Genomic DNA, 20,463 nt, shown 5'->3' with positions numbered 1-20,463 from the left:
GCTCCAGGCCGCCATCGCCAGCAAGCCGGCTCCTACAGAGGGGATGTGGGTCAGTCCATCAGACCCCATTCGCCGGGTTGTGCGTTGGGTCCCGGTGATGCGTCGGCATGCAGCTTGAGCCGCAGGCGCAAATTGTTCAGCGAGTCCGCATGCTTCAAGGCCTCTTCTTCGCCGATAGCGCCTTCGATCACCAATGCGTACAGCGCGCAATCGAACGTCTGCATACCCTGTTCGGTCGACTTCTCCATGATCCCTTTGAGCTCGTCGAATTCATTGCGCCGTATCAGGTCGCCTACGGTCGGCGTGCCCAGCATCACTTCTACCGCCGCCCTGCGTTGACCGTCACGAGTGCGCACCAGCCGTTGGGAAATGAATGCTTTAAGGTTGTTGCCCAGGTCATGCAGCAGTTGCATCCGCCGTTCTTGCGGGAAGAAATTGATAATGCGGTCCAGTGCCTGATGGGCGTTGTGAGCATGCAAGGTGGAAATCACCAAATGCCCGGTGTCGGCAAACGCCAGCGCATGCTCCATGGTCTCGTGGTCGCGGATCTCACCGATCAGCACCACATCGGGTGCCTGGCGCAGAGTATTTTTCAGCGCGGTATGAAAACTGCGGGTATCGACGCCGACCTCGCGCTGGTTGATGATCGATTTTTTGTGCCGGTGGATGTACTCGATAGGGTCTTCGATGGTGACGATATGCCCGCTGCTATGGCGGTTGCGGTAATCGATCAACGCCGCCAGCGAGGTCGACTTGCCCGAGTCGGTGGCGCCGACGAACAACATCAGCCCTTGCTTGAGCATCACCGTTTCCAGCAGCACGGGTGGCAACTTGAGGTCTTCGAAACGCGGAATGTCGAGCTTGATGTTGCGCACCACGATCGACACATCGTTGCGTTGCTTGAAAATATTGACCCGAAAGCGCCCGACACCCGCCAACGAGATCGCCAGGTTCATCTCCAGTTCCCGATCGAACTCCAGTCGCTGTTCGGCGTCCATGATGGACGCGGCAATCGCGGCGATTTCCCCCGGTTTGAACGGCTGGTCGGCCAAGGGTTTGAGTACACCGTCAAACCGGGCGCAGGGTGGCGCACCGGTGGACAGGTACAAATCGGAACCCTCCTGGCTGGACAGGGTCTTTAACAGCGCATCGATTTCCATGGCAAAAAACACCCGCGAAGCATTCAATGAACAGAAATGACCCGAAAAATCGGTCATTCAGCGTCTACCGCCCTAGGATAGTAGACGCCGTCACCCCGACCGACGTGCAGGACACCTTGATGAACGCAGTACCCACCGGCAGCGATGCCCAGGCCTTGATTGCCAGACTGGACTGGACGTGCACCCCGCTCGGCGCCGCCAGTGACTGGCCGCAGAGCCTGCGCACAGCGGTGGACATCGTGATTCACTCACCGATGCCGATGCTGTTGCTGTGGGGGCCGCAGCTTACGCAGATCTATAACGACGGCTTCGCGCTGCTGGCCGGCAGCAAGCATCCGCACGCTTTCGGACAACCGACGCACCAGATCTGGCCAGAACTCAAAGACTTTACCGACCCGATTTACAGCGCCGTCCTACAAGGCCAGGTGCGGACTTACAGCGAACAGCGCTTCACCCTGCAACGCGACGGGAATGATTCCGACTTCTGGCTGGATTTGACCTACAGCCCGATCCGCGATGAACACGCCGACGTCGCCGGGATTCTGGTCACAGCCATCGAAACCAACGAACGCCGACGCATCGCCCTCGAACTGGAGCAGCGCTCGGCCGCCAGCCTGAAGGCTCAGCGCGAGACCGAGGAACGCCTGCAACTGGCGCTGGCCGCCACTGACGCCGTCGGCACCTGGGACTGGGACATCGGCGAAGACCGCTTCATTGCCGACGCGCACTTCGCCCAATTGCACGGTATCGACCCGCTACTCGCCAGCCAGTTGCCCATCAGCGACTATCTCGAAGCCGTGCATCCGGAAGACCGCTCGATGGTCACTCGCGGCATCAAGCAGTGCATCACCCAGGGCAGCGAATACGCCGAGGAATATCGCCTGCTGCAACCCGACGGCCAGTTGCGCTGGGTGTTTGCAAGGGGCCGTTGTTACAAGGACCACCATGGCCGGCCGATCCGTTTCCTCGGCGCCGCGCTGGACCTGACCGAACGAAAACACACCGAACAGGCCTTGCGTCAGAGTCAGACCGAGCTGCAACTGATCATCAACGCCATGCCGATCCTGATCAGTTACGTCGACAGCGAGGAACGCTTTCGCCTGAACAACGCGGCGTACCTCGACTGGTACGGCCTGACGCCCCAGGAGCTTTACGGTCGGACCATTCGTGAGGTGCTGGGTGAAGAAGCCTACGCCTTGCGCGCCGAATACATCGCCGAAGCACTGGCGGGCAGGACCTGCTGTTTCAGCATCAGCACGCCGCATCGTGATGGCAGCACTCGACAAGCCTTGATGAATTACCTGCCCCGCCACGGGCCGGATGGCGCGGTGAACGGTTTCTACATTTTTGTGATCGACGAAACCGAGCGCAAACAGACCGAAGAAGCCTTGCGCAACCTCAACGAAACCCTTGAGGAACGTGTCGCCGCCCGTACCCAGCAATTGGCCGAAGCGAACCAGCGCCTGCAAAACGAAATGTTCGAACGCGAGCGCGCCGAAGATGCCCTGCGCCATGCGCAGAAAATGGAAGCGGTCGGCCAGCTCACCGGCGGTATTGCCCATGACTTCAACAACATGCTCACCGGGATCATCGGCAGCCTCGACCTGATGCAGCGCTACATCGCCGATGGACGTACCGCCGAGATCGGCCGTTTCACCGAAGCGGCGGTGTCCTCAGCCAACCGCGCAGCCGCCCTGACCCACCGCCTGCTCGCCTTCTCCCGACGCCAGTCGCTCGATCGCAAGCCGCTGAACGCCAACGAACTGATTCATTCTCTGGAAGATTTGCTCAGCCGCACCAAGGGCGACCACATAGAGCTGAAACTGCAACTGGCCGATGAAGCCTGGCCGGTCAGCACCGACGTCAGCCAACTGGAAAACGCCCTGCTCAACCTGGTGATCAATGCGCGGGATGCCATGCCCGATGGCGGCGAGTTGCGTATCGAAACCGCCAATGTCTATCTGGACAGCAGTGACATCAACATTCTGGAGCCCGTCAAGGCCGGGGATTACCTGATGATCGCCGTCAGTGACAACGGCACCGGCATGACCCCGAAAGTGTTGGCCAAGGCGTTCGATCCATTCTTCACCACCAAACCTATCGGCCAGGGCACGGGGCTGGGTTTGTCGATGATCTACGGTTTTGCCCAGCAGTCGGGCGGCCACGTGAGCCTGTTCAGCCTGCCGGGCCAGGGCACCAGCGTGCGCCTGTTCTTGCCGCGCTTGCACGAGATGGAGCCGCAAGATGTGCTGACGCCGGTCATCGGCGAGGCCCCCTCGGCGATAGCCGGGGAAACCGTGGTGTTGGTGGAAGATGATCCGGCGGTGCGCATGCTGGTATTCGATCTGCTCAAGGAGCTGGGTTATCACGCCCACGAGGCCGAAGATGCGAAGACCGCCCTGCCCCTGCTCGAATCCGGTCTGCGGGTCGATCTGCTGGTGACCGATGTCGGGCTGCCGGGCATGAACGGTCGGCAATTGGCAGAAATCGCCCGTCAGCACCGTCCGGAGCTCAAAGTGCTGTTCATGACCGGTTACGCGGAAATGGCCGCCGAGCGTCAGAGCTTCCTTGAGGAAGGCATGGACATGGTGGCCAAACCGTTTTCGGTTGACCTGCTGGCCAACAAGATTCGCACGATGATCGGCCAACCCGAGTGAGTTGAGGCATAATCGCGCGCCCCGATCCACCCACATAGCCACTACCGTTGCAAGGTACTCGCCCCATGAAAGCTCAAGCCCGCCACATTCTGGTGAAAACCTCGGAAGAAGCCGAGCAGCTCAAACAACGCATCGCCAAGGGCGAAGCCTTCGATGTGCTGGCCAAGAAGTATTCCACCTGCCCGTCCGGCAAGCGCGGCGGTGATCTCGGTGAAGTACGGCCTGGGCAGATGGTCGGTGTGATTGATGCGGTGATTTTCAAGAAGCCGTTGCGGGTGGTGCATGGCCCGATCAAGAGCAAGTTTGGCTATCACCTGGTGCAGGTGTTTTATCGGGATTGATGGGTTGGTTTGAGGGCCCCATCGTCGGAACGCCGCCCGGAGCCGGCTCGCTCCCACATTGGATTTGCGGCGTACACAGATCCATTGTGGGAGCGAGCCTGCTCGCGATCCGACTGCGCAGCAGCCGGCCATTCACCACCTACCGCGGAATCAACGCCCCCGGCACCTGAATCACCCGACTCGCCAACCGATGCCCCGCCTCGGCCGCCTCCACCGGGCTCCCCCCCTTGAGCCGACTGGCCAGGTACGCCGCACTGAACGAATCCCCCGCCGCCGTCGTGTCCACCACGCGTTCGACCTTCTGCGCCGGCACCTCGAACGACTCGCCCTCACAGCGAATCAGGCACGCTTCGGCACCACGCTTGAGCACCACTTCCGGCGTACCCACCTGCTCGTAAGCGGCGAACACCGCCTCGCAATCGGAAAAATGAAACAACGCCTGTTCGTCGTCGACAGTCAGCAACGCCAGATCCACATACGGCAACACGCTGCGGTACGCCGCCCGAGCGTCCTCGATCGATGCCCACAAACGTGGCCGGTAGTTGTTGTCGAACACAATCCGCGCATCCCGCTGCCGTGCTTCGATCAGGCTTTCCAGCAACTTCTCCCGACCTTGCACACCGAGCACCGCCAGGGTGATGCCGCTGAAATACAGCACGTCGTAATCCGGCAGCGCCGCGAGGATCGGCGCGGCGGCTGGCGTGGTAAAGCAATCGCGGACGGCGGCTTCGTTACGCCAGTACAAAAAGCGACGTTCGCCGGCGGCGTCGGTCTGGATGCAGTACAAACCGGGCAAGCGACCGGGCAGGCGCTGGACCATGTCCAGGCCGATGTTTTCGGCGGCCCAGCTTTGGCACATGGCATCGCTGAAACTGTCATCGCCCAGGGCGGTGACGTAATCAACGCTGCCACCTTCGCCCAGTTCCCGGGACAGATAGACCGCCGTGTTCAAGGTATCGCCGCCGAAGCTCTGTTGCAGACTGCCGTCGGCGCGGTGTTGCAACTCGATCATGCATTCGCCGATCAAGGCGATGCGCGGGATGTTGGGGCCGAGTGTGTTGATGGTGTTCATTGTTGTGGTGTCTCTGGTGGTTCGGTGGTGTCTCGGCGGGCGCCATCGCCAGCAAGCCGGCTCCTACAATGGAATGCGTTCCCCCTGTAGGAGCCGGCTTGCTGGCGATGGCCGCGCCTCGGTCTGGAACCTTAGAAACAGGTTTCCATGGTTTCGATGACATTCAACTGCTCATCCACCAGACACCCCGTGCGCCACTTGTCGAACGTCAGGCACGGGTGCGAAGTGCCGAACGAAATGATATCGCCCACCCGCAACTCAATCCCCGGCGCCACGGTCATGAACGCGTGCTGATCCATCACCGCCGTTACCTTGCAGGCACTGACGTCGTCGCCCGTTGCCGGTACCACACCGGCCTTGTAACGCAGCAACGGCACCGGCAGCCCGGCGTCGTAGGCCACGTCGCGCTTGCCCAGGGCAATCACCGCAAAACCCGGCTCCGGCAACGACTGCACATGCGCCCAGACTTCCAGCGCCGGGCGCAGGCCTTCGTGCAGATCGCTACGACGGTCGAGCACGCAGCATTGCGCTTCTTTATAGATGCCATGGTCGTGGGCCACGTAGCTGCCAGGGCGCAACACGCTGAGGAAACGTCCGCCAGCGTTCTGCGCTTCGAAGGACTCGGCGATCAGGTCGTACCAGGCCGAACCCGACGCGGTGATGATCGGCTTGGCAATGGCGAACGCGCCGCTGTCCTGCAACTGCACCGCCAGACGCACCAGCGACGCGGCGAATGCGCGAATGCCGGTGACCGCATGATCACCATGAATCACGCCTTCATAACCTTCGATACCGGTCAGTGCCAACGCGGGTTGTGCGTTGATGGCCTTGGCCAGCGCGATCACTTCCTCTTCGGTCCGGCAACCGCAACGGCCACCCACCACGCCGTACTCGATCATCACGTTCAGGCGCACACCGCGCGAGGCGAAATACGCGCCGAGGTCAGCGACGTTGTCCGGGTGATCGACCATGCAATGGAAATCGAACGTCGGGTCCGCCAGCAGATCGGCGATCAGCGCCATGTTCGGCGTCCCCACCAGTTGGTTGGCCATCAGCACCCGACGCACACCGTGCGCGTACGCCGCGCGGGTTTGCGTAGCGCTGGCCAGGGTGATGCCCCAGGCGCCGGCGTCCAGTTGGCGGCGAAACAAGGCCGGGGTCATGCTGGTTTTGCCGTGAGGCGCGAGTTCGGCGCCGCTGTTGCTGACGAACGCCTGCATCCAGCGAATGTTATGTTCCAGCGCCTCGCGATGCAGCACCAGCGCCGGCAGGCTGACGTCGCGCACCAGATGGGCACCGGTCTGGGCAAAGCCCTTTTCCACGGCAGCAGTATTTTGGGCAGAAGACATGGTCGAACTCCTCACATTTTCGCGGCCGCGAACAGCCGCTGTTATTCGTTAATGCGACGGGCCAGGCGGTTGGCGTTGTCGATCAACACCCGGCGATAGTCGTTGTAATGCGTCTTGGCATCGGCTCGTGGGGCGACGATGCACAGGGTCGCAATGGCCACGCCGTTCGGGTCTTTGACCGGGGCGGCGAAGCAATGGGTAAAGGTGTCGGCGACACTGTCGAAGGAGAAAAAACCGTCGATACCGGCCTGACGGATTTCACCGAGAAACTGCTCCAGCGGCAGGCGTTCACCGTTAGGCAGGATGAAGTCGTCGTGATCGATCAGGTCGATGATTTCCTGGTCGCTCAGGTGCGCCAGCAACAGGCGCCCGGACGCGGTCCAGGGGATCGGCGCGTTCTCGCCGATGTCCGAGGAAATGCGGAAATGCCGCTCGCCCTCTTTCATCAATGCCACCGTGTATTTGCGCCCGTTGAGCAGGCACATCTGCGCGGTTTCATGGGTCTGGCTGACGATCTCCTGCAAGGCGTGATCGGCCTCGCGGGTCAGGTCGAAATGACGCAAATGCGCCTGCCCGAGGAAGTACAGCTGACGGCCGAGGTAAACGTGACCGTCCTTGCCCACGGGCTCCAGAATCCGCCGTTCGAGCAAGGACGCCACCAGTTCGTAGACCGTGGATTTCGGGCTGCCGATGCCACTGGCAATTTCATTCGGACGCAGGGGCTGGCCGATTTCCTTGAGGAAATCGAGGATATCGAACGCCCGGTCCAGACCGCGAGCCCGGCGCTTGATGGTGTCTTCGGTCATGTCAGTGTTTCCCAATCAAAGTGCCGGGAGTTTACCTAGAGTGCCGTGTCGACCGTTAGGCCGCCTTCGCCGGCAAGCCTCGCTCCTACAGATCACCTCGACCTGTAGGAGCGAGGCTTGCCCGCGAAGAATTCACCGCAAATCTCAGGCCTTTTTCTTGTACGCGATGCAGTCGATCTCGACCTTGCAATCAACCATCATGTTCGCCTGCACGCAGGCCCGAGCCGGTGCGTGTTCGGGTTTGAAGTACTCGGAGAAGACCTTGTTGAAACTGGTGAAATCCCGCGGATCTTCCAACCACACCCCGGCGCGCACCACGTCTTCGAGGCCATAACCGGCCTCTTCGAGAATCGCGATCAGGTTCTTCATGGTCTGGTGAGTCTGCTCGACGATGCCGCCAACAATGATCTCGCCATCCAACGCCGGCACCTGGCCAGAAACGTGCAGCCAGCCGTCGGCTTCAACGGCGCGGGCGAAAGGACGAGGCGTACCGCCAGCGGCGCTGCTGCCGGTGCCGTAACGAGTAATGCTCATGAGTGTTTCTCCTGATTGAAAAGCTAGAAGTTAAAACCGCGTGTTTTTGAGGAACTCAGCCAGACGCGGTGATTGCGGGCGTTCGAACAGCTCCTTGGGAGGCCCCTGCTCTTCGATACGCCCCTGATTCATGAATACGATCTTGTCCGAGACCTCGAAAGCGAAGCGCATTTCGTGGGTCACCAACAGCATGGTCATGCCATCCTCGGCCAGGCCCTTGATCACGCTCAGCACTTCGCCCACCAGTTCCGGGTCGAGGGCCGAGGTGACTTCGTCGAACAGCATCAGGCTCGGGTTCATTGCAATCGCCCGGGCAATCGCCACACGCTGTTGCTGACCACCCGACAACTGCCCCGGATAGTGATCACGGCGCTCCAGCAAACCGACCCGTTCGAGCCATTTTTCGGCGAGCGCGACAGCCTCGTCCTTGTGCAGTTTTTTGACCTTGAGCAAACCCAAGGTGACGTTCTGCAGCGCGGTCAGGTGCGGGAACAGGTTGAACTGCTGGAAAGCCATCCCGGTCATCGCGCGATGGCGGGCGATGACTTTTTCCGGGTGGCGTATGCGTTTGCCGTTGACCTCGTCATAGCCGATGGATTCGCCATCGAGCATGATCTGTCCGCCCTGGAATTCTTCGAGCATGTTCACGCAACGCAGCAGCGTGGTCTTGCCCGAACCGCTGGAGCCGATCAGCGTGACCACGTTGCCGCGCTGCATGGTCAGGTCGACGCCCTTGAGCACTTCGAGCTGGCCATATTTTTTGTGCAGCCCGCGAATGTCCAGCAGGGGCTGCTCATTTTGAACGTTCGAAACTTGAGGTTGAGTCATGGCAAGGCCACCCGCTTTTCAATGTGCCGGCCGAGTAATTCGATGGCGTAGTTGATGACGAAAAACAGAAATCCGGCGAACAGGTAAAACTCCAGCGTCATGAAGGTCCGGGCGATGATCTGCTGGGTGCTGAGCAGCAACTCGGCCACGCCGATCACCGACAGCAGCGTCGAAGCCTTGACGATCTCGGTGGACGAGTTGACCCAGGTCGGCAAGATCTGCCGCAGCGCCTGAGGCAACAGCACGTAACCGAGGGCTTGATAAAACGTCAGGCCAATCGCCTTGCTCGCTTCCATCTGCCCGCTCGGCAACGCTTGCAGCGCGCCGCGCACAATCTCGGCGACGTGGGAACCGCAAAACAGCGTCAACCCCAAGGCTCCGGCCTGGAATGCACTGATCTGCCAGCCCAATGCGGGCGCCATGTAGAAGCAAGCGAGTACCAACACAAACACCGGTGTGCCGCGAATAATGTCCACGTAAAAACGGAACGGCGCACGCATCCAGAACTTGCCGTAGGTCAGCACCAGACCGGCGACAATGCCGACCATCGTGCCCAGCAAAATCGCCAGCGCCGAGACCTGCACACTGGTCAGGAAGCCTTGCCACAATACTTCGCGGGCAACCCATAACTCATGCAACCAACTGGGTGATTCGTACATGAGGGCCTCCTATCGGCGGATCGCCAGACGCTGCTCGAGGTAACGCAGCATCATGGCAATGAGGTAACAGGCCGCAACATAGAGCGCTGTGGTCACCAGCCAGGTTTCAATCACCCGGTAGCTCTCGACATTGATCTTGCGCGCGTAATAGGTCAGCTCGGGCACGGCAATCGCCGCCGCCAGCGAGGTGTCCTTGAACAGCGAAATGAAGTTGTTCGACAAGGCCGGCAGGACGTTGCGCAACATCACCGGCACAGTGACGTAGGCCTTGACCTGCCACTCGCCCAGGCCGATGGCCAACCCGGCTTCGCGCTGGCCCTTGGGAATGCTCAACAACCCGCCACGGAACACTTCGGTCAGGTACGCCCCGGCATACAGCGACAGGGTGATGATGAACGACGGGATCTTGTCCAGACGAATCCCCAGGCTCGGCAACGCGAAGTAGATCAACAGAATCAACACCAGAATCGGCGTATTACGGATCACCGTCACATACACCGACGCCATCACCCGCAATGCGCGGTGCTTTGAGAGCAAAGCAAACGCCATCATCAGGCCGATCACGCAACCGATGGCGATCGACACCAGCGCCAGCTCCAGGCCCAGTCCGAGCCCCGCCAGCAAGGTGTCGAAATCGCGCCACACGGCGGCAAAGTTCAACTGATAGTTCATGGTCAGCAGTACCTTGAACGGGGCGCGTCATGGGCGCCCCACTCTCACGGGGTCATTTGAATTCGACGGGAAAACCGATGGCCGGGGTAGGCAGATCCACACCGAACCACTGCTTGAAGGACGCCGCGTAGGTCGGGAATTCAACGCCGGTCATGGCTTCATGCAACGTGGTGTTGACGAAGTTCAGCCAGTCCTGATCGCCGCGTTTAACTGCGCACGCGTACGTTTGCGGGCTCCAGGCGTAGGTCGGGCTGCGATAGCGGCCGGGGTTCTGCACCATCAGGTACTTGACCGAAGACTGGTCGGTGGCAGCGGCGTCGGCACGGCCTGAGTTCACGGCCTGGTACATCAAATCCACGCTGTCGTACTGATCGACCTTGGCCTTGGGCAGCGCCTGGTGCACCAGTTCTTCGGCGTAAACGTTCTGCAGCACCGCCACGGTCACGCTGTCATTGGCTGCCTTGAGATCTTCGATTTCCTTGTACTTGCTGTTGGCCGGCAACAGCAGGCCGACACCTTCGCGGTAGTACGGCAGCGTGAACGCCACTTGCTGCGCACGGCTGGCGGTCACGGTAATGAACTGGCAACTCATGTCGACCTTGTCGGTCAGCAGGTTGGGAATCCGCGCATCGGACGACTGCACCACGAACTCGACCTTGCTCGGATCGTTGAACAACCCTTTGGCGACCATTCGCGCGATATCGATATCGAACCCCTGCAACTTGCCGTCCGCTCCCTGGAAATGCCACGGCGCATTGGTACTGCCCGTGCCCACGATCAGTTTCCCACGGGCCAGCACGCTATCGAGCTTGCTGTCCGCCGCCTGGGCAACGCCCATGGCAGCAGCCGAAGCTGCAAAAAGAAAAACACACGCTTTAAACAAGGAAGGTCGGCGATGCATGGCAAGCACTCCAGGATGATGTGTATTCCGCTATACCGGAACTGAGTATGTAACAACGGAATAGACAGCAGAAAGTGTGCCACAGGTTGTGGGGCCATTTCTCTGAAAATTACAAATCGAGTGAAATCAACGGGATGCGCTGCAACAGGAAAAAACGGTAGCGCTCGTGCAAACGACTGGGCGCTACCGTTCGCCACAACGGGCGGGTAAAAGCATCTCAATTGGGCGAAGGCTGACCCTGTCAGGTGCGCTCACCTTGCCGGCACACTTACATTTCAACCCGGAACAAACCGCTTGATCCTCCTTTTTTATAGGAAAAGCCATCGAGCCGTTCGCAACCGAGTGCAATAAAGCCGCGGCCGATGCCCCTGTCCGCTGTCCATTCTGACAGGAGGCGATGCCTGCGCACGGGCATCCTCGTTGGCGCTTTGCGACAAGACCATGCTCAATAACGGTGTGGAGAACGCATCACGTATACTCGATACCCGAAAATTGCCTTCAATCCGAATCAGCCAGGCTGATCGAATAAGTACGGGCCCCAAACCGGCTGGCTGCGACCTTTTTTGCACTGAATTGAACGTTTAAGGAAAGTGCCATCTAATAGCCATAATCGGCTGAGCATTTGCTGCAATTTATTGACATCAATCAAGCCTCAAACCGAATTGGACAAGCTCCAATCCGGCTGCTTTTATTTACATCTCAGTAAGCGGCAAAGCATTGCTGGCCTTGAGCCAGAGCCTTGCCACATTCCCAGGAGGGGTCAATGTCTTTCAACATCATGATGGTTTTCGGTACGCGTCCGGAGGCCATCAAGATGGCGCCACTCGCCAGAGTGTTGCGTCAATTGTCCGGGGGCAGACTGAGCTTCTGCGCCACCGGCCAACAGGATGACGAGGTCCACTTCGAACGCATGAGCCACGTTCACAGCCCCTCCGGCGACGGCCACGCCAGCGAACGCATCGGCACTCGATTGTTCGAGCGTCTGAGCGTGCGCTCGGCGGCGGTCAAAGCACGATGACTTTCGGTTTTGTCGATTTTTTTGCCTACGTCCTGTTCGGTCTCAAATACCTCGCGATCACCCTGGCGTTTTTGATGTTCCTCCTCGGGCTCGATGACCTGTTCATCGACCTCGTGTACTGGGGCCGCAAGTTGGTCCGGCGCTGGCGGATCTACGAAAAATTCAAGCGCGCGGATGAAGAGCGCCTGTACGCCATCGCCGAAAAACCCCTGGCAATCATGGTTCCGGCGTGGAACGAAGTCGGTGTGGTCGGTGAAATGGCGCGCCTGGCGGCGTCGACCATCGATTACGAGAACTATCAGATTTTCGTCGGTACGTACCCCAACGATGCCGAGACGCAGGCCGACGTCGATGCGGTCTGCCAGCACTACCCCAACGTGCACAAAGTGGTCTGCGCCCGCCCCGGCCCCACCAGTAAGGCCGACTGCCTGAACAACATCATCGACGCGATCCTGCGCTTTGAAAGCGAGGCGAAAATCCAGTTTTCCGGGTTCATTCTGCACGATGCCGAAGACGTGATTTCGCCGATGGAATTGCGCCTCTTCAACTACCTGCTGCCGGCCAAGGACTTGATCCAGATTCCGGTCTACCCCTATGCGCCGGAGTGGCGAGGCTTCACCGCCGGGCATTACGTCGACGAGTTCGCCGAGAACCATGGCAAGGATGTAATCGTCCGCGAAGCCATGACCGGCCAGGTGCCCAGCGCCGGGGTCGGCACCTGCTTCAGCCGTAAAGCCATCAGCGCCCTGCTCGAAGACGGTGACGGCATCGCCTTCGACGTGCAGAGCCTGACCGAAGACTACGACATCGGTTTCCGCCTCAAGCAAAAGGGTATGAAGTGCATCTTTGCCCGCTACTCGGTGACCGACCCGAAACTGGCGCTCGAACAGCCCTGGGCGTTCGGCATGGACCGTGTGTTTTCCCAGGTCATCTGCGTTCGCGAGCATTTCCCCCGGGACTTTCAGCATGCCATCCGCCAGAAATCGCGCTGGATCGTCGGCATCGTCTTTCAAGGCACCAAGAACCTCGGCTGGAGCCCCACGGGCGTGCTCAACTATTTCCTCTGGCGCGACCGTCGCGGCATGATCGCGTACCTGCTGAGTTTCCTGGTGAACCTGTTGTGCCTCGTGCTGCTGGCAATGTGGCTGATGACAGTGATTGCACCGACCGCCTGGCGCTATCCGTCGATCCTGTCCAACAGCCCGGTGCTCGCTACGCTCTTGTGGCTCAACGGTTTGATGCTGATCAATCGGCTGTTCCAGCGTGGCTGGTTCGTCACCCGTTACTACGGGCTCGTCGAAGGCCTGTTGTCGGCACCGCGCATGATATGGAGCAACTTCATCAACTTCTTCGCCAACGTGCGGGCGCTGCGCCAGGTCATGGAAATGGGGGATTCGCGCCGTGTGGCGTGGGACAAGACCACCCACGAATTCCCGGCCCTGACCAAAGCCCAGCGCACGCCGCTGGGTCATCGCCTGGTGGAAAAAGGCCTGCTCACCGAAGAGCAACTGGAAGCGGCGATCACCAACCCGATACGCCGGCGTCTGGGCCACGAACTGCTGCTGCGTGAACACATCGACAGCACGCAACTGGTAGAAACCCTCGCCGAGCAGCTGGATCTCGAATGGGCGCCACTGAACCCGTTCAAACTCGACAAACGCCTGATCGACGCCGTGCCGCGCAAGATCGCCTCCCACTACGGCGTGCTGCCGGTGGCCGAGGAAGGCAACACCCTGGTGCTGGCCTCCGAAGGGCCGGTGAGCCAGGTCTCCCTCGGTGCCATCAGCCGTCAATTGAAACGCCCGGTGCGCTGCCGTCTCGCGCCTCAGGGCCGGGTCACGCTGGGTATCCGCTACTGGTACGCCAGCCCCCGCCAGAATAAGGAAGTGCACCACATGCTCGAAGTGCTTGAGCGCCATCAGGACGATGAAGCCTTGCTCGAACGCGTCAGCCATCACCAGGTGCTGCTGGGCAATCTGCTGCAAGTGCGCGGCATGGTCCCGCCGAGCCTGTTCAATCAGGCTTTGATCGACTTCGATGCCGAGCACATGTCCTTGGGTGAACACCTCATCTCGCGCGGCATGATCACGCAGGAAGTGCTCGAACAGGCCCTGGCCGACCAGGCCAGTGAACAGCAAGCGGCCTTCCGCATTGTCCGGGAGGTCGCATGAAGCCTGATCGTCATGCCCTCCTCATCGGCAGTCTGTTGCTGAGCCTGGCCACCAGCTCATGGGTGCAGGCTGAACCGCTGACCGAGTTCGAACAATTTCGCAGTTTCCCCTACATGGATCGCAGCTACCGCGAAGCGAAAAAGGGCAACTGGGCCGAGGTCGAACGGCTGATGCGCCACCTGCTGGTCAAGGTGCCGAAAAACGATGAAGCCCGCGCCCTGCTGGTGGAAGCCCTGGCCAAGCAACGACGGTACAAGGATGCCGTGCAGGCGCTGCCGGACAACCCGGACAACAACGACGCCCTGCTCAACCTGCGCCTGACCTGGATCGAACAGGATCCTCCGGGCAGCGAGCAAGTAGAACAATGGATTGCCAACAGCAACCTCAGCCAGCGGGTACGCCTGTGGCAGGCCTATAGCTTGAGCCTCGCGAAGTTTGGTGGCGCCGGCAGGGCTCACGACTGGCTGGCACAACTGACGCCCAAGGGTGACGACAACATCCTGCAACTGGCCCGCTCCAATTGGTCCGAGCAATTGCGCGACTGGAACGGCACCATCGAGCAACTGGCGCCACTGGCCGCCAGCGATCAACTGGACGCCGAAGGCTGGCAGCGACTGGCCAATGCCTATGTGCAGCGGCTCGACGAACAGCCTTTGCAGCAATTGCTGCAGCAAGCCCCGTCACCCGAAGCCGCGCGCAAGGCACGCCTCGCGATGATCGATCGGGCGATCGCCATGGGCCAAGTGCAACTGGCTCAACGCTGGATTCAATCATTGCCCGCCAGCGAACTGGCGGATCCGGCGCAACGCCAGCGCCTGTGGGAACTGGCTCGACAAAGCGGCGATGTACCGACCGTGCAACGCTTGAGTGGCGAATTGCAGCGCCCGTGCCTGGAGACGGCCGAATGGTTGTCCGGTCGCGATCCGCAAGCCGCACGCACGCAGCTGCGTGGCTGCCAGCCGAACGATGACCCGCAAAAATGGTTGATTCTGGCCCAGCGCCTGCAAGACACCGAGCTGCTGCAAGGCACGCGCCTGCCCGAACCCTGGGACAGTCGCCGCCAGGCACGGCTGCTGGACATCTGGCAGGACCAGGGCGAGAGCGACAAGGTCATGGCCTGGCTCGCCGGCCAGCCACAGACGGCTGACGTGGTCAAACGCCGGGCCGAACTGGTGCAAGCCCTGGGTCGCAATACAGAAGCCGCGACGCTCTGGGAGCGACACTACCAGCAGTCCGGCAACCTCGGTTCGCTCAATCAGGCAACGTATCTGGCGCTGAACGCCGGCCAGCGCGAACACGCGCAACAGTGGCTCGAAAACGCCTATGACCGTCATGGCGACAAGTTGCCCGTTGCCCTGCTGCAGCGGCTGGCGGGGCTCTATGCCTCGTCGACGCCGACCCCGGCGCAGCAGAAACGCATGGTGTCGCTGCTCAATCGCGTCGATCCCGCCACACGCGGCCAACTGCTGGCGCAACTGGCCGAGAAAGGTCAGTGCGACGCGGTGCAACAAGCCATTGGCGACCACCCGCAGGTCGCAGGCGACTATCGAGCCCTGGGCCGTTGCGCCATGCCGAATCGGCCGGGTGAAGCCGTCGTCTACTACCAGACCGCGGAAAAACTCGGCGACCGTGGCAGTCGTCTGCCACTGGCGTATGCGCTGGAAGCGTCCGGTGATTCGGCGGGTGCCCTGGCCATCTGGCGCAGCCTGCCGGAGGCTGAGTTGAGCGATAACGCCAAGCTGACGGCCAGCCGCAGCGCCCTCACCGCAGGCGACACGCAGCTCGCAGAACGTTACTGGCAACACAGTCGCGCCCGGGGGGCCAATGAATGGGCACTGGGCGCAGCGATCGCCGACGCGCGCGGCGATCATCACGAAGCATTGCAACGTCAGCGCTCAGCCTTGCAGCAGGCGCCGGATGCCGGGCATTTCTATGCAGCGTCGGTCACCGCGCAAAAGGCCGGCGAACTGGAACAAAGCACCGCGTGGCTCGCCGAAGCCGTGCGTCGCGAACCGCACAACCCGCGCTATCGCGCCGATTACGGCATGCGTCTGGCGGGGGCCGACACCCGGGAACAGCGCGCCCACGCCATCCCTTATCTGCAAAGCGCCACCCGTGATTTTCCGGAAGACTATCGCCTCGGCGAAACCCTGGCGCTGCGTTATGACGAAGTGAAGGACAGCGCGGCGGCGCGCAAGGAATTGCGCCGGGTCATTGACCTGGAACAGCACCCGGTAGCCGCCGACGATGAGGACGGCAGCATGGAAGCCAGGCGTTATCGCCAGCGCCGTGCTCACGAAACCCTGTCCCGTCGCGACAGCCGCACGCTGGCCAGCACCTGGTCACCGGCCGGCGTCTCGACCAACGACAGCTTCCGCCCCAACGGCACCTTGCGCGACAGCTCACGACGCGCCACCTCACAGAACGTACAAGTGGCGATCTGGGACCATGCGCTCGGCGAAGAGCCGAGTCGCGCCGGCAGCACGTTGTCGGTTTATGGCCGCGTACTGCTTGGCGGTCAGGGTCGATCGAGTTACGGCGAATCCCTCGGCACCGGCGTGGGTCTGCGCTACAAGCCCTGGGGCACGGCGAACATCAACTTCTACGGCGAGCTCTACAAACAGAGTTCGTTCGATGACAACGACAATCAGCGCCTGAGCCTGGGTCAATTGCTGATTCCTGAAAAACTCGCCGACCAGTTCAACGATCACCGCCAGGACGGTCACACCAGCACCGATTACCTGTTGCGCGCCACGGCTTCGTTTCTTGATCAGGGACGGTTCCGCAACGACTGGCGCATTGATGAAAACGATTGGGAGGAACGTTTCCTCTACCTCGACGCCGCGTGGTGGACCAAGGCCGGTGATCACCAATGGCTGTCGCGCTTCCAGCAAGGTCACACCTGGAAACTGCCGTTCAACGGTGCGCAAACCGTCATGCCGTACGGCTTTCTCGAGTTCGCCAGCCAGGACCCGAACAATGACTGGCGCCAGGACCTGCGCACCGGTATCGGCTTGCGCTGGCAATGGTGGTTCGACGACGACATCTACAATGCTTACCGCGCGCACCTGACGGTTCGCACCGAGTATCAGCAATCCCTGAGCGGCAACCTGTATGAAGGCGGCAACGGTGTGTTGCTGGGTGTGGAGTTGAATTTCTGATGACGCGTTTTCTCCTGGTTCTTTGCCTGTTAATGAGCAGCACAATGGCCCGCGCCGATGAGCGGATTTTTTACCAACCCCTGAACGTCGACGCCAGTCTGAGCCAGGCGCAATGGCAACGGATCTGGCAGGACACCGCCCAACACGGCGTGCAGACCGTCATCGTGCAATGGACGGCGTACGGTGATTCAAACTTCGGTGGCGTCGATGGCTGGCTCGCCAACAGTTTGAAACTGGCCCACGAGCAAGGCCTGAAACTGGTACTGGGCCTGCACATGGACCCGGCCTATTACCAGCGTATCGATGAGCTGGACAGCGCCGGGCTCGCGGCTTATTGGCAGGTGCAACTCGGGCAATCGCTCGCCCAGCAACAGCGGCTGCGCCAGGACTGGAAGTTGCCGGTCAGCGGTTGGTACCTGCCGATGGAGCTCGATGACTTTCACTTCCTGGCAGTCGAGCGACGGCAAACCCTGCAGCGCCAACTCAAGGATTTCGCCGGCAAACTGGACGCACCGCTGCACGTCAGCGCCTTCACGGCCGGCAAACTTGCGCCACAGGTCAATGGCCAGTGGCTCGATGGGCTGACGAGCGTGGGCGTTCAGGTGTGGTGGCAGGACGGCGCGGGCACCGGGCGTTTACCACCACTGGTGCGCAACGGCTACGCCAGCGCGCTGCCCTGCCCGGTCGGCATCGTGCGCGAAGCGTTCCGGCAGGTCAGCGCCGAAGGCCAACCGTTCCGCGCAGAGCCGGCCGCCCCGGACGCTTCCTCGGCAGGTTGCCATCCGACGGCGGTGTTTTCCCTGCGTTATCGACCGTGGGGCAAGGTGATTCTCGACAACCAGCGCAAGCAATAGGTCGGCGATGTACAAAACCATTGAAGATGAAGTCCTGAAAAAAGCCGCGCCGGCGGCACTCAAGGCTGAATTCATCCAGCATGAATTCGAGCGGCTGCATAAATTCTGCCTGCTGATTTATGTCGCCAGCATCGTTATCTGGGTGCTCTTCGATCTGATTGTCAGCTTCATCGGTGACCAGGGTTTTACCTGGCTGTCGATGCTGTTTCTCGGGGTATTCACGATCCTGGCGATTGTGCTGCTGTTCACCCGCAAGGCTCGGCATTTCCACGTATTGAACCTGATGTTCGTCTTCGCCATGACCTTGGGCATTCGCCTGGTAATCGACGGCTTGCCCGCCGATTTTCAGCCCGCCTGGCTGGTACTGGCCGCTGCGAGCACGCTGTACAGCGCGTCGGTTTTGCCGCTGAGCCGTTGGTCCTTCTACGGTGCGCAAATCATCACCTGGCTGCTGCTCAATCCGTTCTACGACACCCACTTTCACGTGCTTGAGCTGCGGGGAATGATGACGGTCTGCTACGCCGGTTTTCTTTGTGCGATGACCGTCTACAGCTTCCTGAAATTGCGCGAGGCCAAACTCTACAATTTCATCATGTCCCGGTTGCTGCTGGATCAGGCCTACATCGACACGCTGACCGAGATCCCCAACCGTCGCTCGTTCATGGCACGCGCCGACAAACAGTTGCAAGCCGCGCCACGGGAATCCGACCATTACCTGGCAATGATCGATATCGACAACTTCAAGAAGGTCAACGACGTGTTCGGCCATGACATTGGCGACGAGGTGCTCAAGCGCGTTGCCGCGGACATCAAAGCGGTGATGGCCGACTTCGAATACGCGCGACTGGGTGGTGAAGAGTTTGCGATTTACCTCGCCGGTGTGCGCCGTGAAGACGTCGCCGCCCTGGCCGGCGATCTGTGCAGGGTGGTCCGCGAACGAACCACCCTGCACCCGGTGACCATCAGCATTGGCCTGGCGCGGGTCGCGGAGAGCGACACGCTGAATCAGGCGCTGGTGAAAGCGGATGAGGCGTTGTATGAGTCAAAACATTCGGGGAAGGATCGGTATACGTTTCATCAGTGATGAGCGTATTCGCGAGCAAGCTCGCCTGGATAACGCGGTGTACCTGGATAAATAACGATTTCAAAGGAATCGACAATGGCCGTTGACCAACCCGCCCCCGCCCTGAAGGAAATCTTCAACGCCGAGCGCCTCAAACACATCGCCACAGAGATGACCGCGGTCTACCCCGACTTCAACGCCAAAGCCTTCCTCAAACTGGCCAACGACGGACTGGCCGAGCTGTCGATCATGCAGCGCATGGCCCGGGTCAGCGAATCACTGCACGCCGTACTGCCGCTGGGTTTTGATGAGTCGCTGGAGGTATTGCGCGCCCTCGCCCCGCGCCTGAACAGCGGCTTCGTCAGCATCTCGCTGCCGCATTACGTCGCGACTTACGGCGCCCATGCTTTCGAACCGTCCATGGCTGCGCTCAAATACTTCACCACATTCGGCTCTGCTGAATTCGCGATCCGCTATTTCCTGCGCAGTGACCTCAAGCGCGCGTTGGCCGTGATGCACGATTGGTCGCTGGATGAAAACGAACATGTCCGGCGCCTGGCCAGCGAAGGCTGTCGCCCGCGCCTGCCATGGTCGTTTCGCCTGGAACAGATCCAGGCCGACCCGAGCCTCGCTGCCGCGATCCTCGACAACCTCAAGGCGGACGCCAGCCTTTATGTGCGCAAGTCGGTGGCCAACCACCTCAACGACATCACCAAGGACCATCCCGAGTGGGTGCTGGACCTGATCGAAGGCTGGTCGCTGGAGAACAGGCACACCGCATGGATCGCCAGACATGCACTACGCAGCCTGATCAAACAGGGCAACCAGCGGGCGCTGGCGATCATCGGCGCGGGCGGCAAGCCCGAGGTCGAAATCATTGATGTGAACGTTGAACCGGCCGTGATTGGCCTGGGGGAGAAAATCACCTTGTCCTTCAGCGTTAAATCCACGGTCGAGGACAGTCAGCGCCTGGTGATCGACTACGCCATCGATTACGTCAAAGCCAATGGCAGCACCTCGGCGAAGGTGTTCAAGCTCAAGGCATTGACGCTGCCCGGCCATGCGACCGCCCTCCTCAGCCGTGGTCAGCACATCAAGGAACTCACCACGCGCAAGCACTACGCCGGCCGACACGCGGTGCACGTCCTGGTGAACGGCGAACGCCTCGCCAGCACGGCCTTCGAAATCCTTCCTTGAAACCCAACCCCCTGTAGGAG

16 protein-coding genes and 1 pseudogene are annotated in these 20,463 nt (G+C 60.7%); 8 read left to right on the top strand and 9 right to left on the bottom strand.

Going from position 1 to position 20,463, the window contains the following annotated elements; all coding sequences use genetic code 11:
• Positions 1-50: 50 nt before the first annotated feature.
• Positions 51-1,160, bottom strand: a complete 1,110-nt coding sequence (locus tag KGB25_RS28555) for a PilT/PilU family type 4a pilus ATPase (RefSeq protein ID WP_223437706.1) — start codon at positions 1,158-1,160, stop codon at positions 51-53.
• Between the two features lie 119 nt (positions 1,161-1,279).
• Between KGB25_RS28555 and KGB25_RS28550 the strand changes: the two genes are divergently transcribed.
• Positions 1,280-3,817, top strand: coding sequence for a PAS domain-containing protein (locus KGB25_RS28550; protein ID WP_192496310.1), 2,538 nt, complete (start codon positions 1,280-1,282; stop codon positions 3,815-3,817).
• Positions 3,818-3,882: 65 nt separating this feature from the next.
• Positions 3,883-4,158, top strand: coding sequence for a peptidylprolyl isomerase (locus KGB25_RS28545; RefSeq protein WP_007898282.1), 276 nt, complete (start codon positions 3,883-3,885; stop codon positions 4,156-4,158).
• A 139-nt stretch (positions 4,159-4,297) separates the two neighbouring features.
• Here the strand turns inward: KGB25_RS28545 and KGB25_RS28540 are convergent, their stop codons facing one another.
• The 8 genes from KGB25_RS28540 to KGB25_RS28505 form a co-directional block, all read right to left on the bottom strand.
• Positions 4,298-5,230 carry a sugar kinase gene (locus tag KGB25_RS28540; RefSeq protein WP_223437704.1) on the bottom strand — a complete coding sequence of 311 codons (933 nt, stop codon included), beginning with the start codon at positions 5,228-5,230 and terminating at the stop codon, positions 4,298-4,300.
• Between the two features lie 131 nt (positions 5,231-5,361).
• Positions 5,362-6,579 carry an amino acid deaminase gene (locus KGB25_RS28535; RefSeq protein ID WP_223437703.1) on the bottom strand — a complete coding sequence of 406 codons (1,218 nt, stop codon included), beginning with the start codon at positions 6,577-6,579 and terminating at the stop codon, positions 5,362-5,364.
• Between the two features lie 41 nt (positions 6,580-6,620).
• Entirely contained in the window at positions 6,621-7,385 is a 765-nt protein-coding gene (locus KGB25_RS28530; RefSeq protein WP_008033782.1) for an IclR family transcriptional regulator, read from the bottom strand.
• A 144-nt stretch (positions 7,386-7,529) separates the two neighbouring features.
• Positions 7,530-7,919, bottom strand: coding sequence for a RidA family protein (locus KGB25_RS28525; protein ID WP_008033044.1), 390 nt, complete (start codon positions 7,917-7,919; stop codon positions 7,530-7,532).
• A 30-nt stretch (positions 7,920-7,949) separates the two neighbouring features.
• A complete protein-coding gene (locus KGB25_RS28520; protein WP_223437701.1) occupies positions 7,950-8,747 on the bottom strand; it encodes an amino acid ABC transporter ATP-binding protein in 798 nt (265 codons plus the stop codon).
• A complete protein-coding gene (locus KGB25_RS28515; protein WP_008033040.1) occupies positions 8,744-9,406 on the bottom strand; it encodes an amino acid ABC transporter permease in 663 nt (220 codons plus the stop codon). Before KGB25_RS28515 ends, KGB25_RS28520 begins: the two co-directional genes overlap by 4 nt.
• 9 nt (positions 9,407-9,415) lie before the next feature.
• Entirely contained in the window at positions 9,416-10,078 is a 663-nt protein-coding gene (locus tag KGB25_RS28510; RefSeq protein ID WP_008033038.1) for an amino acid ABC transporter permease, read from the bottom strand.
• A gap of 52 nt (positions 10,079-10,130) precedes the next feature.
• Positions 10,131-10,979, bottom strand: coding sequence for a transporter substrate-binding domain-containing protein (locus KGB25_RS28505; protein ID WP_008033036.1), 849 nt, complete (start codon positions 10,977-10,979; stop codon positions 10,131-10,133).
• A gap of 763 nt (positions 10,980-11,742) precedes the next feature.
• On the opposite strand from KGB25_RS28505, the pseudogene KGB25_RS30730 reads away from it, so the two are divergent.
• The 6 genes and pseudogenes from KGB25_RS30730 to KGB25_RS28475 form a co-directional block, all read left to right on the top strand.
• Positions 11,743-11,862 (top strand): annotated as a pseudogene (locus KGB25_RS30730) (UDP-N-acetylglucosamine 2-epimerase (non-hydrolyzing)); the annotation flags it as partial.
• A 131-nt stretch (positions 11,863-11,993) separates the two neighbouring features.
• Positions 11,994-14,168 (top strand): cyclic di-3',5'-guanylate-activated glycosyltransferase NrfB, encoded by a 2,175-nt coding sequence (nrfB, locus tag KGB25_RS28495; protein ID WP_008037135.1) that lies wholly within the window; start codon positions 11,994-11,996, stop codon positions 14,166-14,168.
• A complete protein-coding gene (locus KGB25_RS28490) occupies positions 14,165-17,329 on the top strand; it encodes an NfrA family protein (RefSeq protein ID WP_223437699.1) in 3,165 nt (1,054 codons plus the stop codon). The genes nrfB and KGB25_RS28490 overlap by 4 nt, the downstream gene beginning before the upstream one ends.
• Complete coding sequence (locus tag KGB25_RS28485; RefSeq protein ID WP_223437698.1) at positions 17,329-18,183, top strand: DUF4434 family protein; 855 nt, start codon at positions 17,329-17,331, stop codon at positions 18,181-18,183. Before KGB25_RS28490 ends, KGB25_RS28485 begins: the two co-directional genes overlap by 1 nt.
• Before the next feature lie 7 nt (positions 18,184-18,190).
• Positions 18,191-19,267 (top strand): sensor domain-containing diguanylate cyclase, encoded by a 1,077-nt coding sequence (locus tag KGB25_RS28480; protein ID WP_223437696.1) that lies wholly within the window; start codon positions 18,191-18,193, stop codon positions 19,265-19,267.
• Between the two features lie 75 nt (positions 19,268-19,342).
• Positions 19,343-20,443 carry a DNA alkylation repair protein gene (locus KGB25_RS28475; protein WP_223437694.1) on the top strand — a complete coding sequence of 367 codons (1,101 nt, stop codon included), beginning with the start codon at positions 19,343-19,345 and terminating at the stop codon, positions 20,441-20,443.
• The last annotated feature ends 20 nt before the right edge of the window (positions 20,444-20,463 follow it).

Source organism: Pseudomonas sp. BF-RE-21 (assembly GCF_019947305.1).
GTDB lineage: Bacteria > Pseudomonadota > Gammaproteobacteria > Pseudomonadales > Pseudomonadaceae > Aquipseudomonas > Aquipseudomonas migulae.
The sequence above is the reverse complement of the archived record's forward strand: the minus strand, read 5'-3'. Positions and strand labels throughout refer to the sequence as shown.

Coding starts and splice junctions, on each gene's coding strand:
- KGB25_RS28555 (WP_223437706.1), bottom strand. CDS start 1,160: ATGGAAATCGATGCGCTGTTAAAGACCCTGTCCAGCCAGGAGGGTTCC.
- KGB25_RS28550 (WP_192496310.1), top strand. CDS start 1,280: ATGAACGCAGTACCCACCGGCAGCGATGCCCAGGCCTTGATTGCCAGA.
- KGB25_RS28545 (WP_007898282.1), top strand. CDS start 3,883: ATGAAAGCTCAAGCCCGCCACATTCTGGTGAAAACCTCGGAAGAAGCC.
- KGB25_RS28540 (WP_223437704.1), bottom strand. CDS start 5,230: ATGAACACCATCAACACACTCGGCCCCAACATCCCGCGCATCGCCTTG.
- KGB25_RS28535 (WP_223437703.1), bottom strand. CDS start 6,579: ATGTCTTCTGCCCAAAATACTGCTGCCGTGGAAAAGGGCTTTGCCCAG.
- KGB25_RS28530 (WP_008033782.1), bottom strand. CDS start 7,385: ATGACCGAAGACACCATCAAGCGCCGGGCTCGCGGTCTGGACCGGGCG.
- KGB25_RS28525 (WP_008033044.1), bottom strand. CDS start 7,919: ATGAGCATTACTCGTTACGGCACCGGCAGCAGCGCCGCTGGCGGTACG.
- KGB25_RS28520 (WP_223437701.1), bottom strand. CDS start 8,747: ATGACTCAACCTCAAGTTTCGAACGTTCAAAATGAGCAGCCCCTGCTG.
- KGB25_RS28515 (WP_008033040.1), bottom strand. CDS start 9,406: ATGTACGAATCACCCAGTTGGTTGCATGAGTTATGGGTTGCCCGCGAA.
- KGB25_RS28510 (WP_008033038.1), bottom strand. CDS start 10,078: ATGAACTATCAGTTGAACTTTGCCGCCGTGTGGCGCGATTTCGACACC.
- KGB25_RS28505 (WP_008033036.1), bottom strand. CDS start 10,979: ATGCATCGCCGACCTTCCTTGTTTAAAGCGTGTGTTTTTCTTTTTGCA.
- nrfB (WP_008037135.1), top strand. CDS start 11,994: ATGACTTTCGGTTTTGTCGATTTTTTTGCCTACGTCCTGTTCGGTCTC.
- KGB25_RS28490 (WP_223437699.1), top strand. CDS start 14,165: ATGAAGCCTGATCGTCATGCCCTCCTCATCGGCAGTCTGTTGCTGAGC.
- KGB25_RS28485 (WP_223437698.1), top strand. CDS start 17,329: ATGACGCGTTTTCTCCTGGTTCTTTGCCTGTTAATGAGCAGCACAATG.
- KGB25_RS28480 (WP_223437696.1), top strand. CDS start 18,191: ATGTACAAAACCATTGAAGATGAAGTCCTGAAAAAAGCCGCGCCGGCG.
- KGB25_RS28475 (WP_223437694.1), top strand. CDS start 19,343: ATGGCCGTTGACCAACCCGCCCCCGCCCTGAAGGAAATCTTCAACGCC.